The sequence below is a fragment of the Paenibacillus sp. CB74 genome, from assembly GCF_055687625.1.
This window is the reverse complement of the sequence record NZ_CM146009.1, coordinates 3,646,272-3,661,238: the sequence shown is the minus strand read 5'-3', so window position 1 is coordinate 3,661,238 and position 14,967 is coordinate 3,646,272. Positions and strand designations below refer to the sequence as shown.

At 46.4% G+C, this 14,967-nt stretch carries 14 protein-coding genes; 10 read left to right on the top strand and 4 right to left on the bottom strand.

Annotated elements, in window-relative coordinates; all coding sequences use genetic code 11:
* The first annotated feature begins 135 nt into the window (after positions 1-135).
* Positions 136-1,914, top strand: a complete 1,779-nt coding sequence (locus ACX9NY_RS16350) for a DUF6382 domain-containing protein (protein ID WP_472473825.1) — start codon at positions 136-138, stop codon at positions 1,912-1,914.
* Between the two features lie 25 nt (positions 1,915-1,939).
* Here the strand turns inward: ACX9NY_RS16350 and ACX9NY_RS16345 are convergent, their stop codons facing one another.
* Complete coding sequence (locus tag ACX9NY_RS16345; RefSeq protein ID WP_339259631.1) at positions 1,940-2,851, bottom strand: TIGR01777 family oxidoreductase; 912 nt, start codon at positions 2,849-2,851, stop codon at positions 1,940-1,942.
* 156 nt (positions 2,852-3,007) lie between these two features.
* Positions 3,008-3,475, bottom strand: coding sequence for a DUF2621 domain-containing protein (locus ACX9NY_RS16340; protein WP_339259632.1), 468 nt, complete (start codon positions 3,473-3,475; stop codon positions 3,008-3,010).
* Positions 3,476-3,645: 170 nt separating this feature from the next.
* On the opposite strand from ACX9NY_RS16340, the gene ACX9NY_RS16335 reads away from it, so the two are divergent.
* Positions 3,646-4,752, top strand: coding sequence for a deoxyribonuclease IV (locus ACX9NY_RS16335; protein WP_149846393.1), 1,107 nt, complete (start codon positions 3,646-3,648; stop codon positions 4,750-4,752).
* Positions 4,753-4,795: 43 nt separating this feature from the next.
* Positions 4,796-5,689 carry a formyltetrahydrofolate deformylase gene (gene purU, locus ACX9NY_RS16330; protein WP_339240413.1) on the top strand — a complete coding sequence of 298 codons (894 nt, stop codon included), beginning with the start codon at positions 4,796-4,798 and terminating at the stop codon, positions 5,687-5,689.
* 73 nt (positions 5,690-5,762) lie between these two features.
* On the opposite strand, the gene ACX9NY_RS16325 is transcribed toward purU, so the two are convergent.
* The gene (locus ACX9NY_RS16325; protein WP_472473822.1) at positions 5,763-6,239 is read right to left on the bottom strand and encodes a hypothetical protein; all 477 of its coding nucleotides are present in this window, start codon (positions 6,237-6,239) and stop codon (positions 5,763-5,765) included.
* A 431-nt stretch (positions 6,240-6,670) separates the two neighbouring features.
* Here ACX9NY_RS16325 and tkt point away from each other — a divergent pair, with 431 nt between their 5' ends.
* The 5 genes from tkt (at position 6,671) to ACX9NY_RS16300 (ending at position 12,266) form a co-directional block, all read left to right on the top strand.
* Entirely contained in the window at positions 6,671-8,713 is a 2,043-nt protein-coding gene (tkt, locus tag ACX9NY_RS16320) for a transketolase (RefSeq protein WP_339240415.1), read from the top strand.
* 268 nt (positions 8,714-8,981) lie between these two features.
* Complete coding sequence (ppnP, locus tag ACX9NY_RS16315; RefSeq protein ID WP_105408176.1) at positions 8,982-9,299, top strand: pyrimidine/purine nucleoside phosphorylase; 318 nt, start codon at positions 8,982-8,984, stop codon at positions 9,297-9,299.
* A gap of 188 nt (positions 9,300-9,487) precedes the next feature.
* Entirely contained in the window at positions 9,488-10,843 is a 1,356-nt protein-coding gene (locus ACX9NY_RS16310) for a glucose-6-phosphate isomerase (RefSeq protein ID WP_017689982.1), read from the top strand.
* A 176-nt stretch (positions 10,844-11,019) separates the two neighbouring features.
* Positions 11,020-11,652, top strand: a complete 633-nt coding sequence (locus ACX9NY_RS16305; protein ID WP_253431918.1) for a YigZ family protein — start codon at positions 11,020-11,022, stop codon at positions 11,650-11,652.
* A 5-nt stretch (positions 11,653-11,657) separates the two neighbouring features.
* A complete protein-coding gene (locus ACX9NY_RS16300) occupies positions 11,658-12,266 on the top strand; it encodes a TetR/AcrR family transcriptional regulator (protein ID WP_339240417.1) in 609 nt (202 codons plus the stop codon).
* A 189-nt stretch (positions 12,267-12,455) separates the two neighbouring features.
* Here ACX9NY_RS16300 and ACX9NY_RS16295 read toward each other — a convergent pair whose 3' ends face one another.
* Positions 12,456-12,857 (bottom strand): secondary thiamine-phosphate synthase enzyme YjbQ, encoded by a 402-nt coding sequence (locus ACX9NY_RS16295; RefSeq protein ID WP_339240418.1) that lies wholly within the window; start codon positions 12,855-12,857, stop codon positions 12,456-12,458.
* 499 nt (positions 12,858-13,356) lie between these two features.
* Between ACX9NY_RS16295 and cysT the strand changes: the two genes are divergently transcribed.
* Both cysT and ACX9NY_RS16285 read left to right on the top strand, forming a co-directional pair.
* Complete coding sequence (gene cysT, locus ACX9NY_RS16290; protein WP_017689978.1) at positions 13,357-14,172, top strand: sulfate ABC transporter permease subunit CysT; 816 nt, start codon at positions 13,357-13,359, stop codon at positions 14,170-14,172.
* Positions 14,169-14,966: a sulfate ABC transporter permease subunit gene (locus tag ACX9NY_RS16285; RefSeq protein WP_472473818.1), complete on the top strand. Its 798-nt coding sequence runs from the start codon at positions 14,169-14,171 to the stop codon at positions 14,964-14,966. Before cysT ends, ACX9NY_RS16285 begins: the two co-directional genes overlap by 4 nt.
* Position 14,967 lies beyond the last annotated feature (1 nt).

The following is a 14,967-nucleotide window of genomic DNA, read 5'->3' as shown; positions in this document are numbered from 1 at the left end:
AGAGTAACAGTGATAGAAGATGGCACTACAATAGGAGTGGCAGAGTGTAACATATTGTAACTAAAACTTAGATCAACTAAACTTTTTAAACTTTCTTTAGTTGATCCTATATAACAATGGAAAGAGAGGATTGGCATGTATGGATTAACGAGAGATTTTATTCGTAACGGCGGAGCGTTTATGGTTTTGGAGAAAGAGGACGGACTACGAATGGAGGAATTGAGCCGGGTACAGATGGGCATGCTGTCCTCCAATCAGATTCCACGACTTCTTCCTGTTCATATTCGGGAAGTGGACCGAAATGTAACTTTGCAGTACGACATATCGGGGTACAAGATGTTATCCCAGATGTTAAAGTCAAGTAAAATCAAATTGCGTGTTCTGTACGGTCTGTTGTTCCAATTAGCCGATGCCTTCACGGAATGCCGACAGTATATGCTGGAGCCTCGTAAATTATTGATCCAGGAAGAATACTTGTTCATCAACGGTTCATTCGAACAGGGTGAGCTTGGCATAGTCTATGTACCAATCATGGATACGGTTGAAGTTGATCCAACGCCTCAGCAATTCCGTGAGCTGGTAATCAGACTGATGGCCCATGTACAGGAATTGCAGGGTGAAGGAATCCAGCGTGTTCTACAGTTTTGTGACAATGAACGCTGGGATATCAGACAGTTGCGAGAGCTCTTGCTGGAATTGTACGCGGACGAGCAAGAGAATGGAGGAAGTGCAGCATTTCTCTCGTCCAGAACATCGGAAAAGGTCAATGATCTACGAGGTAATTTTCATTCGTCAATTACTGGGCGGGATAACAGGCAATCCACTAGTTATTCTCGTCCAGATCAACCTGGTGCGCCTGTTCAAAAGGCTGCTGTGGAGCCCGTGCTAAATTTCCGTCAGACACAGAAAACGAGTGAATCCGAGGTTGAAGACTTTCCGATGAGATCTCGGACCTTTTCAGGCAGGCGCTCACCTGGACAATCTTCATTGGAGAGTACAAACAGCATGGATAAGAGACGAAGTAACCCGCATAATTCTGATTCGCTAGAGCCCGTTGATATGGAAGTAGAGGAAAAGCCTGCAACCTCCAAAATAACCTATGTCATATTGGGCTGCATGGTAGCCATGGCATTGGTATGGAGATTCATATACATGGAGCAACCGGGACAGACGCAGATGATCCTGTGCATGGTACTGAGCCTTGGTTTGCTTGGTGTAGCAGGATGGACTTGGAAGCGTAAGGGAATCACTCATAATGAACCAGAAAATAAGCGGTCTTTTTCATTCAATTTAGGTAAGAACAAAGGGAAGCAAACGGAAGATGAGGAGGAACCGTTTCAGGAGAGTTGGCGATGGAATACAGCTGAAAGGCCGGTGGAACGCATAAACCAAACGATTGCATCCGCGTCAGAAGGTGGTAGTGAGCATTCCCATTATCAAAGCCTGCATATGACACCTGAACACTCTGATCCACCGTTCGTTCAGCGCCATGTGGAATCGGTAGCTTCAACTTCAGAGCTAACTCGACAGGATGCAGTTGCGGAGGCAACCGTGAATTTGCAGAATCTGGCCAAAGGTAACTTTAATGGGGAAGGGCCGGTGAAGGCGTCTTATTATCTTGAACGAAGATCGGGAAGCAGTGACCAACATGAACGGATGGATGTGCAAGGAGCATCTTTTGTCATCGGAAGATCAGCCGACATGGTTCAGTGGGTCGATACAGCGACCGGTGTGTCCCGTGCTCATGTGGAATTGAGCCGGAACAAATCGGGCTATGTCATTAAGGATCTGGGTTCAGTGAATGGAACTATTCTTCAGGGTAATATTCTTGCTCCTTATAAGGAGTATCCCTTGGAGGATGGAGATACATTTACATTGGCGGAATCTGTCTACATTTATCGGTCGGTTGGATAAGCAAAGGTTCAGTCCCGCAGTTGTATTAATCAGATAATCCACGATGCTTCAAGTCTTCCAGCGCTTGAGTTAACGTAGGGAAGGTGAATTGGAATCCGTGGTCGAGTGCTTTTTGCGGAATGACTCTCTGCCCTTGAAGCAAAACAACGGATAGTTCACCAACTAAGGTTTTAATTAAGAAACCGGGTACGGGGAACCAGTGAGGGCGATGATATACCTTGCCCACCGTGCGACCGAATTCATCATTGGTGACAGGGTTCGGGGAGGAAGCATTGACCGGACCTGACACTTGTTTATTTTGAATGCTAAAATCAATGAGTCTTACGATATCCATAATGTGAATCCAGCTGGTCCACTGTCTGCCACTGCCGATCTTGCCGCCAAAACCCAGCATATAAGGAAGTTTCATCAATGGAAAAGCACCTTTTTTATGACCGAGAACCAGACTCACCCGGATTTTAACGAGTCTTACATTTTTGATTGCATCTGCAGCAACTTCCCACTGTTCCGAGACCCGGGACGGGAAATTCATGGATTTTTGCGGACTGCTTTCGTCAAAGGTTTCGTTCGGTGAGGTTCCATAGATGGCCATGGCAGAAGCCTGAACGACCACTTCCGGCTTTTGCTCCAGGGTTTCTACCAATCGGGCTACCCGCGCTACGGTCGTTACTCGGGATTCAACAATCTCCAGCTTCGCCTTGGTTGTCCAGCGTTGATTCAGCGTTTCTCCAGCAAGGTTAACGAGAGCGTCCATACCTTCCAGCAAGTGAGGTTGTTCTTCGACTTGCTCCCATGATATATATGTAAGATTCTTACTTGGATTATGCAGGTCAGGCAGTTTTCGTGTAATAACTTTCACATGGTGCCCGGCTTGCAGCCAGTAATCTACAAGTGCTCCTCCCACAAATCCGGTACCACCACAAATGGCAATTTTCATATCAAACATCCTCTCTATATTTCACTGCCCTGATATACACCCATGAATCGACAAACAGCCCCGTACGGTAAGCAAAGCTTGTTGGGAACGACTTACCTGACGGAGCATATCTGTACATTAACCAAATCTATATATGGCTTAACTTATCTTTGTACTTTATTTAATCAAATGTTGATAAGGGGAATAATCGATTTTGTTTTTCTCCAAGAATTTTACCAAAAACTTATTATCCCGCTTCGGGGTGGCAATAATGTATCCTTTGATACAATGATCTCTCGATACTTCCGTGGCGTTGTCTTCAACTGCAATTTTACCGATCTCTGCAGCAATGGAATGTTTGGCGATGTCACGAAATGGCCCAGGTACAGGCTCGACGAGCTGATCCAAAAAAGCTTTGGCTTCATCCGTCCATAAGTGACGGCTGGTTTCCACCCAATAATTTTGCCAATCCAGTTTGGACTTTCCGTCTGCTTTGGGTAGCACTTTCAAAAACTTGCGCATCATGAAAAATCCACCGATACACATGCTGCCAAGCAATAAAAAAGTCCAGAATGCGATCGTATTCATAAACCAGTTGCTGGGGGAACTGCTGGTCAGTATCATCGTGTAGGAGTCGAAAATCATTGCGGAGTCACCTCGGTTCATTGATTTTCACGGAAAGACGGATTCCGCCTACCCATGTTCCATAAATTAGCTGTCAAAAATAGCCTCTATCCCGAATTATAGCGCATTTCTAGATTTATTTCGATAATCGCGTTAGAATAAGGGATAATTCAGATTAAGGGGGATCAATAATGCTGAAAATCGGCTCCCACGTGTCCTTTTCGGACAAGGGATTATTGAGTGCAACGAAGGAAGCGTCCTCGTACGGTTCCAGTTCGTTTATGATATATACGGGTGCACCACAGAATACACGTCGCAAGCCAATTGAATCCATGTATATTGAAGAAGGTAAGCTAGCCATGCAAGAGGGTGGAATGGAAGATATCGTTGTCCATGCACCGTACATTATCAATCTTGGCTCATACAAAGACAACACGTATAGACTCGCTGTAGATTTCCTACAGGAAGAGATCCGTCGTACTCATGCCATTGGTGTCAAAAACATCGTATTACATCCCGGCGCTTTTACAGATAAAGATGCCCACTATGGGATCGGACGGATCGCAGAAGGGTTGAATGAAGTGCTGGAAGGTGTGAAAGAGACAGATGTGAACATCGCTCTGGAAACCATGGCTGGTAAAGGTACGGAGATGGGTCGCAGTTTTGAAGAGATCGCCCAGATTATCGAGAAAGTAACGTATAACGAGCGCCTGACAGTGTGTATGGATACGTGCCATATTCATGATGCCGGATACGATATCGTTAACGATTTTGACGGTGTATTGGAACAATTCGATCGCACGGTAGGACTTGACCGCATTGCCGTAATGCATATTAATGATAGTAAGAATGCTGTGGGTGCGCACAAGGACCGTCATACTCCAATTGGCTCCGGCTGGATTGGGTTTGAAGCGATTAACCGGATTGTTAACCATGAGAAGCTTCAAGGACGTCCATTTATTCTGGAGACACCTTGGATTGGCAAAGAGGCCAAAACACAGCGCCCAATGTATGAGGTGGAGATTGCGTTGCTTCGTGGGGATGTTGCCGGTCGATTCGGCCAGGAATTCCTGACAGAAGTAGAACAATTGCAACACTTTTTCAAAGGTAAAGAGATTGAGTCCCGTTCGTATATTCTGGATGTGTGGACGCTGCTCAAAAATGATGCTAAAGCCAAAAAGGCAGACCCGCGTGAACCGCTGGAACGCCTCTATGACATGGTGACTGAAGCTGCGTTGTTCCCACATTTGAATGAAGAACAACTGAATCATCGCTTGATTGCATGGCTTGCGGGTTAACCCCGCAGGTCATGGCTTATATTGAAGGAGGAAGGATAACCCGATGGAGATCCACGCTAAACAAGTACGCCCTGATTCTAAAAACCGCGCCGATCGTGCGCGCATGCTCATTTCCTGTCCGGATGGTCCAGGAATTGTAGCTGCGGTATCTCATTTCCTGCATCAGCATGGAGCAAATATTGTTCAGTCGGACCAGTACACCATGGACCCTGCTGGCGGCATGTTCTTTATGCGAATTGAGTTTGATCTTCCGCAATTGTTGGTCAATTTGCCGAAACTGGAAGCAGACTTTGCAGAAGTGGCAAGCCGTTTTCAAATGGAATGGACGCTATCAGCGGTTAGCCGCAAGAAGAAATTAGCTATCTTTGTATCCAAAGAAGATCATTGTCTGGTGGAATTGTTGTGGCAATGGCAGGCAGGCGATCTGGATGCAGATATTGCGCTTGTGGTCAGCAACCATCTGGACATGAAAGAATATGTAGAATCATTCGGCATTCCATATCATCATATTCCGGTTACAGCAGATACCAAGAAAGAAGCGGAACAGCGTCAACTGGACGTGATCGGCAACGATGTGGATGTGATCATTCTGGCTCGTTACATGCAGATCATCTCTCCAATGTTCATTGAGCACTATCGCAATCGAATCATTAATATCCATCATTCATTCCTGCCCGCCTTTGTGGGTGGTAAACCGTATGCACAAGCGTATAACCGTGGTGTCAAAATCATCGGTGCGACAGCGCACTATGTTACGGAAGAACTGGATGGCGGCCCGATTATTGAACAAGACGTGCAACGTGTAAGCCACGGGGATGATGTCACCGAACTGAAGCGTATTGGACGTACCATTGAGCGTGTTGTGCTTGCACGTGCCGTGAAATGGCATGTTGAAGACCGGGTTCTCGTTCATGAAAATAAGACGGTTGTATTTTAAGTTTATACTTTAATACTGTGCAAGGTTGATTCGGAACCACATAACAGATTGAGTAAAAAGCGACCCCATTCGTTTACGAATGGTGAGTCGCTTTTTTCGCGCTGATATACTTTCCGCACAAGCCGAGCACAATACCGAATAACAGATGTCCGATTATCCAGTAGATAATGGCTCTTATATCGTAAAGGTTGGGTACACGTGAAGATAGTTGAGAGAGCGGGATGTAGAGCAGGGACGATCCAGCTCCAAGCAAGAGTCCTTTGAACATCGGGTGACCTGAACGCCCTACCCACCATAGATAGAAGATGCCGATGAACACGGAAACGACGAGATGCAGAGAGAATTCAATCCATTCGGGAAGGGTTGGCGGAAGTCCAGGTACAAAATCAATATTCAGAAGCAGGGTATATACCTTTTCACCAGTGTAAAACTGAATTGTTTTGAGAAAGAATCCAAGGACAACGCCCGAAACCATACCTGTTAAAATACCCGGGAACCAGGGTAATGAACGATTTGAGTACCTAGTAGGGGGAGCAGCGGGTACAGACATGATAACAACCTCCTATGATTGATGCTTACTTTGAAAAGTAAACCACAGTCCCGCTTTCGAATCCATATTCAGGATATGTTATGTAAATTTAACTTGGATATCTAAAAAGTGTATGGTTTTCGTGTTAAAGGTTATACTTCATGCGATGGATTTGCGAGGCTTAATAGGTCTGTTTATGGAATTTAATGCCTTGTCCTGATACGGTTTTTGCTTGATTGGCAAGGGATTGTTCATCAAAAACAACCAATTTTTCACGAACTTCTAAAAGAAGGTTATGGAAAAGCTTCACGCCAAGTGATACAATACAAAAGTGAATAAGTCAAAATGAAACACTCAAGCGGATTCACTTATTGTGAAATTCGGTTTGCTTGTATGATGAGAGGGATTCGCTTGCGCACCCGACTTATCTAAAGACATGAGGAGGACAAACCATGACTGACAAGAACGAAGCGATTCAAAAGGATGAAAATACTACAATCGACAACCTGTCGATTACGACCGTACGTACTTTGGCGATTGATGCAATTGAGAAGGCAAATTCCGGACATCCGGGTATGCCTATGGGCTCCGCTCCAATGGGGTACCAACTTTTTGCAAAAACGATGACTCATAACCCGGACCACCCAACTTGGGTTAACCGGGACCGTTTTGTCCTGTCTGCAGGACACGGCTCCATGTTGCTGTACAGCTTGCTGCACCTGAGCGGATATGATCTTCCAATGGAAGAACTGAAACAGTTCCGTCAATGGGGAAGCAAAACACCGGGTCACCCGGAATTCGGACATACTGCAGGTGTTGATGCAACTACAGGCCCACTGGGTCAAGGTATTGCAATGGCTGTAGGTATGGCGATGGCTGAAGCTCAACTGGGCGCAACTTACAATAAAGATAAGTTCAACGTAGTTGACCACTACACTTACGCAATCTGTGGTGATGGTGACTTGATGGAAGGCGTATCGCATGAATCAGCTTCCCTGGCTGGACGTTTGCACCTAGGCAAATTGATCATGTTGTTCGACTCCAATGACATCACACTCGATGGTAAATTGGATCTGTCTTCTTCCGAAAGTATCGCGAAGCGTTTTGAAGCTTATGGCTGGCAAGTGCTGCGCGTAGAAGATGGTAACGATCTGCCTGCAATCGAAAAAGCAATTCAGGAAGGTCAAGCAGATACACTGCGTCCTACACTGATCGAAGTTAAAACGGTTATTGGTTATGGTAGCCCGAACAAACAAGGTAAAGGCGGCCACGGCGGTACTCACGGATCTCCACTGGGTGCAGACGAAGCCAAATTGACTAAAGAGTATTACAAATGGGTTTATGAAGAAAACTTCCACGTACCAGCTGAAGTTCGCGATCACTTTGCACAAGTGAAAGATCGTGGTATTTCTGCTAATAAAGCTTGGGACGAGAAATTTGCCGAGTACAAAAAAGCATACCCTGAGCTGGCAGCTCAATTCGAAACAGCGATTAACGGCGACCTTCCAGAAGGATGGGACCGTGATCTTCCTAAATATGCAGCAACAGACAAAGCGCTCTCCACTCGTGTAGCATCCGGTAACGCTCTGAACGGTCTGGCACATAACGTGCCACAACTGACAGGCGGATCTGCTGACTTGGAAAGCTCCACAATGACTCACTTGAACAACCTGGAGAACTTCACACCTGAAGATTACTCCGGCCGTAACATCTACTTCGGTATCCGTGAATTCGGTATGGCTGGAGCAATGAACGGTATGGCACTGCACAGTGGTGTGAAAGTATTCGGAGGTACGTTCTTCGTATTTACCGATTACCTTCGTCCGGCTGTTCGTCTGGCTGCCCTGATGGGATTGCCTGTAACGTATGTTCTGACTCACGACAGTATCGCTGTTGGTGAAGACGGTCCTACGCACGAACCGATCGAGCAACTGGCATCCCTGCGTATCATCCCTAACCTGACGGTTATTCGTCCGGCTGATGGTAATGAAACTTCGGCTGCTTGGGCTTACGCGCTTGAGAACAAGAGCAATCCGGTTGCACTCGTACTCACTCGTCAAAACCTGCCGATCCTCGAAGGTACCGTTGAAGGTTCACGTGAGAACGTGAAACGTGGTGCTTATGTTGTGTCTGATGCAAAAGATGGCAAACCGGTAGCACAAATCATCGCTACAGGTTCTGAAGTGCAATTGGCTGTTAAAGCTCAAGCAGCACTTGCAGAACAAGGCATTCAAGTTCGCGTAATCAGCATGCCAAGCTGGGATCTGTTCGAGAAACAGGACAAAGCTTACAGAGAGTCCGTTCTTCTTCCGGATGTTAAAGCTCGTCTTGCCATTGAAATGGCTTATCCAATGGGCTGGGAGAAATATGTTGGAGATCAAGGTGACATTCTCGGAATCAGCACATTCGGTGCTTCCGCGCCTGGCGACCGTGTTATCCAAGAGTATGGCTTTACAGTGGACAACGTGGTTAGCCGCGTAAAAGCATTGCTGTAATAGAGGTTGTTCAAAAAGTCTACTTTTGATTACGAAGGATGCCTCACGGCATCATCAGCGTCGAATATGGGATTCAGCCGAAAAGTACTGAAAACCTGACTTTTTGAACACGCACCTATAGTTTCATAAGCGCTGCTATGGTTGGGAGGGCACCATGCTCTCCTGATCCATGGCAGTAAGTTATTTCCGCAGAACATGGGCGGTAACTCATTATCGCCCTGATCTGTTTTGCCTTTTGTTTTCATTAACTTCAGGGGAGCGGGTACGCATGTCACAATTCGATCAAGTCAGTGTAGTGAAAGAGGCCAACATTTATTATGAAGGTCAGGTAACCAGCAGAACGGTTATTTTGGGGGATGGCAGCAAAGTGACTCTGGGCATCATGCTTCCAGGCAGTTATGAATTCGGTACGGATTCCCGTGAAATTATGGAGATTCTGTCCGGAGATCTGAAAGTATTGCTTCCCGGAGAAGAAGAGTGGCAAGAGATTCAAGGCCAAGCTACGTTCCACGTGCCTGCCGAATCCAAATTTAAACTGGAGATACGCAGCGTTACTGACTACGTCTGCTCGTACCCGGCGGAATAACATAAGAAGGGTAAGCAGAACCGCAACCTGCGGATTCGGTTTACCCTTTTTGCTTCTTGAATACGAACGACAAAGTTCGAGCGGCAAGCTTGTCAGCCCCGTGGATTTGAAGTATCCTTAAGGCAAGTTGTTTAGAATGGAATACGGAAAACACGCACTATAACCGAAATCAGGAGGTATTTGAGATCATGGCAAAAAAAGTGACATTTGACTATAGCACAGCATTGCAATTTGTAAATCAGCACGAAGTGGATTATTTCGCAGAACCAATTCGTTTGGCTCATGAGCAGCTCCACAACGGAACAGGAACAGGGTCCGACTATCTGGGCTGGATTGACCTGCCAACGGCTTATGACAAAGAAGAGTTCGCCCGCATTCAAAAAGCAGCTGCCAAAATCCAAAGCGACTCCGAAGTACTGATCGTTATCGGTATTGGTGGATCTTACCTGGGTGCACGTGCAGCGATTGAAATGCTGACACACTCTTTCTATAACAACCTGCCAAAAGATAAACGCAAAACGCCTGAAATCTATTTTGCAGGAAACAATATCAGTTCCACATATGTAACTCACTTGCTGGATCTGGTTGAAGGCAAAGATTTCTCCGTAAATGTTATCTCCAAATCAGGTACAACAACAGAACCGGCAATCGCTTTCCGTATCTTCCGTGCAGCATTGGAAGAGAAATACGGTAAGGAAGAAGCACGCAAACGCATCTATGCAACGACAGACAAAGCGCGCGGTGCATTGAAAGAACTGGCGAATGCTGAAGGGTATGAATCTTTCATTATTCCGGACGATGTAGGTGGACGTTACTCCGTTCTGACAGCTGTAGGTTTGCTGCCTATCGCAGCAGCGGGTATCAGCATCGAAGAAATGATGCAAGGTGCGGCTGACGCATCCAAGGAATACAGCAACCCGAACGTAGCAGAGAACGAAGCATATCAATATGCAGCTGTTCGTAATGCATTGTATCGTAAAGGAAAAGGCACAGAGATTCTCGTAAACTATGAGCCATCCCTGCACTTCGTGTCCGAGTGGTGGAAACAGTTATTCGGAGAGAGTGAAGGTAAAGACTACAAAGGGATCTACCCAGCATCTGTTGATTTCTCTACAGACTTGCACTCCATGGGTCAATTCATCCAGGAAGGTAGCCGGAATATTTTCGAAACCGTGATTCAGGTTACTGAAGTTGCAGAACATATCTCGATCAAATCCGATCCGGATGACTTGGATGGTCTGAACTTCCTTGAAGGTAAAACGATGGACTTTGTTAACAAAAAAGCATTCCAGGGAACACTGCTTGCACATACAGATGGTCAAGTACCAAATCTGATTGTGAACATTCCAGATATGACTCCATATTCTTTCGGATATCTGGTATACTTCTTTGAAAAAGCATGCGGCATCAGTGGCTACCTGCTGGGTGTCAATCCATTTGACCAACCGGGCGTGGAAGCGTACAAGAAAAATATGTTTGCATTGCTGGGCAAACCAGGCTTTGAAGAAGAGAAAGCAGCGCTTGAAGCGAGACTTTCCGAATAATTCATCGGTCTGCTCATATAGTTAAATAAGCTAATGTAAATCTATCCGGGGATGACTGTTGAGTGTAATACAGGGTTCCCGGATATAGATAACCAGGGCAGTTCGTCCGCGTTCACGCGGGGAACTGCTTTCTTGTAAAATGGGACTCAGGAAAAGACTAGAAAGTTGGATTTGGGATGATTGAACGTTATCGCACGGTTCGAGGACCGGGCAATCTGGAAATTGTAATCAAGAAGTCGCGATTTATCGGACATATTATGCCGGTCACGACAGAGGAAGAAGCCGTTGCCTTTATTGATGATATCAAGAAAAAACATTGGAATGCGACTCATAACTGCTCTGCGTACATGATTGGAGAGCGGGATGAGATCCAGAAGCAATCCGATGACGGTGAACCTAGCGGAACAGCAGGGAAACCCATTCTTGAAGTGATTAAAAATCAGAAATTAAAAAATGTGGCAATTGTGGTTACACGATACTTTGGGGGAATCATGCTTGGAGCCGGAGGGTTAATTCGGGCTTATACGGATGGAGCTGTAGCAGCCATTGAAGCCGGAGAAGCCATTACCAACGTGCTGCATCGTGAAGTGTTTGTTGAACTGGATTATACATGGTTGGGTAAAGTGGAAAATGAGTTAAGGAGCCGGGAAGTCCGTACAGGTGAAACTGGATTCACCGATAAGGTTACGTTGACTTGTCTTCCGCCGGATAGTGAAACCGAGGCTTTTGTAGCCTGGATCACGGATTTGACGCAAGGGCAATCCCGGATCACGGAGGGACAGCGGCTTTATTTTATTGAAGGGGAATAAAATATATGGCTAGAAGAGCAGTCGAACAGGAGTTGTCGAGGGAGCGGATACTGGAGGCGGCGAGGCACCTTTTTATTACCAAAGGATACCGCGCCATTTCGATGCGAAGCATCGGCCAGCATCTAGGCTATAGTCATGGGTCGCTGTATTATCACTTTAAGGAAAAGGCAGAGCTGTTCTATGCCATCGTGGTTGAAGATTTCAATTATCTGGGGCATTTGCTGCTGCAAGCTATGGTCAGGCCGGTTCGTGATGATGTGAGCAAGGTAGAGCACATTATGATGGAGTTTATTCGTTTTGGTCTGGAGAATCCCTATCAATACGAGATTATGTTTATGATCAGGGACGAGGAACTGTTGTCTTATTGTCGTACCGAACAGGGACGCTGCTTCGAATTATTTGCATCGATTATAAGGCAGTATATGAACGAAGCGAACTGTACGGAAGAGGATATTCAAAGGGTACCGCGTACGCTATTTTTGGCTATGCACGGATTCATTTCTTATTACATTCAGGACCGTTTAACGTTTGAGGAGATTGAATCGTCTGCGCTGTCTCATGTCAAAGTGCTGTGCCGCAATCTGGGTCAGCAGCCTGAGTCTGGCGTCCAATAATGGCGCAATTGTTGCACCCCTACACTTCAGGGCGGTGATTTGTCATAACTTTAATTCTTTATCACATTGTCTCGCGAAAGTTAATGAGCGCAGAAGACCAAGTCAGGCGGCTCCGACCCGGTAAGAGGGTGGACCGCCTGTTTGTGTGTGCAAAAACGAAAGAACAGATGCAGGCCTGTTCGCCTGGAACTAGCCTTCCATGATTTTGAGAAAGTACTCCCGCTCACGTGGTCCATCGAATTCGCAAAAATAAATGCCTTGCCAGCGGCCAAGCAGCAACCTGCCTTCGTGAATAATCACCGTCTGTGATGGCCCTGTTGTGATTGATTTGAGGTGAGAGGCTGTATTGCCTTCGGCATGTCGGTACTTGGGATGCTCCCAAGGATACACTTCGTCCAGACGTAACAAGACATCGTGTTTTACATCCGGGTCTGCATTCTCGTTGATGGCGATACCCGCGGTTGTATGTGGGCAGTAGATGAGCACCGTCCCGTTCTGCACACCACTACTCTGGACAACCTGCTTCACGTCCCGTGTGATATCCTTCATTTCATCTCGTGTGGAAGTGGATATATTCTTCGTATATAACATGTTTAATCACTCCTTATCATCTCTGTTCTTACCCTCGATTGTACCTTAACCACTACATACCAAACAAACCACATATGTAAGGTGAAAAAAGAAAATCGCCTCATAACGGAGAGGACAGAAATAACCTGAAGAAGCGTAAGCTAAAAGCTTTCTGTAAGAAAGCTGCTTCGGAAGCATAAGCTTCACCTTTATCACCGGATTTCCCCTTTAATACAAAGGGGATTAAAGAAATCTGGGGATAACAGTGATCGGAAGGTTGTTCTGGCCTCGCAGTGTACAGGTGCGATTATAATTAATTGATCTTATATCTGGCCTAATTATATTCAATAAAAGCATTGACGATTAGCACTGCAAACTGGTAAAGTATCAGAAAAGCAAAACCAAGTAGACTAATGGGAATAATAATAAAGTAATATCATCCAACTTAGGAAAATGTCGTATTGAAGCCAGGAAGACTGCCGACCGGAGCTAAAGCCGGAGGCTGGGAGGGAACGCAGCAATGAATACCGTTCTTCGTCATAAGGGATGGACTTGGGGATTCCGCAGTACCGTATTGTTATATTTTATCGTACTTATTGTACTTCCAATCATCGGTGTGTACGTCAATTCCTTCTCTGAAGGATGGAGCAACTTTGTTCAGAGCATTATGGACCCCATCGCGTGGAAAGCCGTACTGCTGACGATTCGGTTGGCCGTGATTGCTACGCTGATTAATGTGGTTCTGGGCACAATGATTGCCTGGGTGCTGACAAGGTATCGCTTTGTAGGCCGATCGTTTCTTAACAGTCTGGTTGATCTCCCGTTTGCACTGCCAACAGCGGTGGGCGGTTTGATGATTATGCTGCTATTGGGTCCGGTCAGTGCCATCGGGAAACTGGCAGAATCCATGGGGTTTGAGATTGTATTTCACCAGCCCGCAATTGTTATCGCGATGACTTTTGTCACGTTTCCGTTTGTGATCCGCGCGGTGCAGCCTTTGCTGGAAGAAATCGATCCTTCCGAGGAAGAGGCCTCGTACACAATGGGGGCATCCAAGGCTCGCACGTTCATGCAGGTTATTCTGCCATCCATGGCACCTGGCATGATCAGTGGAGGGATGCTCGCTTTCTCCAGAGGACTGGCTGAATTCGGGGCTGTCGTGCTGGTGGCTGGTAACATTCCGGGAAGAACACTGACTGCTTCCGTATTTATTTACGGGGAGATTGAAAGTGATAATCCCACGGGTGCCGCTGCTGTATCCGTGTTGCTCCTAACGCTCTCCTTCCTGATCCTCTGGCTGATTAATCTGGTGCAGATGCGGGGGAGAAGACGATGAGACGACTCTTAATCGGATTGACGTTTGCGGTATTTATCGTACTGCTGATCATCCCGCTTGGACGCATTTTTATTGGTGCATTTGAAGACGGGGCAGATGGATTCCTGAAAGGGCTGATGCGCCCTGAGGCGTTACATGCTTTGATGATGACCGGACTGGTAGTCCTGGTGGTCACCCTGTTAAATACATTGTTTGGCATCATGATGGCTCTGTATCTGGTTCGTGCCGGATGGTTGAGTGAACGGATAAAAGGGCTGCTGAACAGCATTGTAGACCTGCCTTATGCCGTATCTCCTGTCATTGGCGGTTTGATGATTGTGTTGATGTTGGGACCTAACAGCATTATGGGCGCTTTTTTTGAAGGGATTGGATTTAATGTGGTCTATGCCTTCCCGGGTATGGTGATCGCAACGTTATTTGTTACCTTTCCACTGATGGTCAGAGAGGTTATGCCTGTCCTGCAGGAACTTGGTTCTCAACAAGAGGAGGCTGCTTCTACACTGGGCGCCTACGGCTGGAGAACGTTCTGGAGTGTGACATGGCCTTCGATCCGCTGGGCGGTAGTGTATGGTCTGGTCTTGACGGTTGCGCGCTCACTTGGGGAATTCGGTGCAGTGCTGGTTGTATCCGGTAATATTATGAACAAAACGCAGACAGCAACAACCTTGGTGTATCAGGATGTTGAGAATTTTAATGTGGCTGCCGCAAATGGTGTTGCATTGGTGCTGGTCACCTTCTCCGTCGGGCTGCTGCTCATGATGGAATGGGCCAAGAAGCGAAAGGAAGTGCATTGAT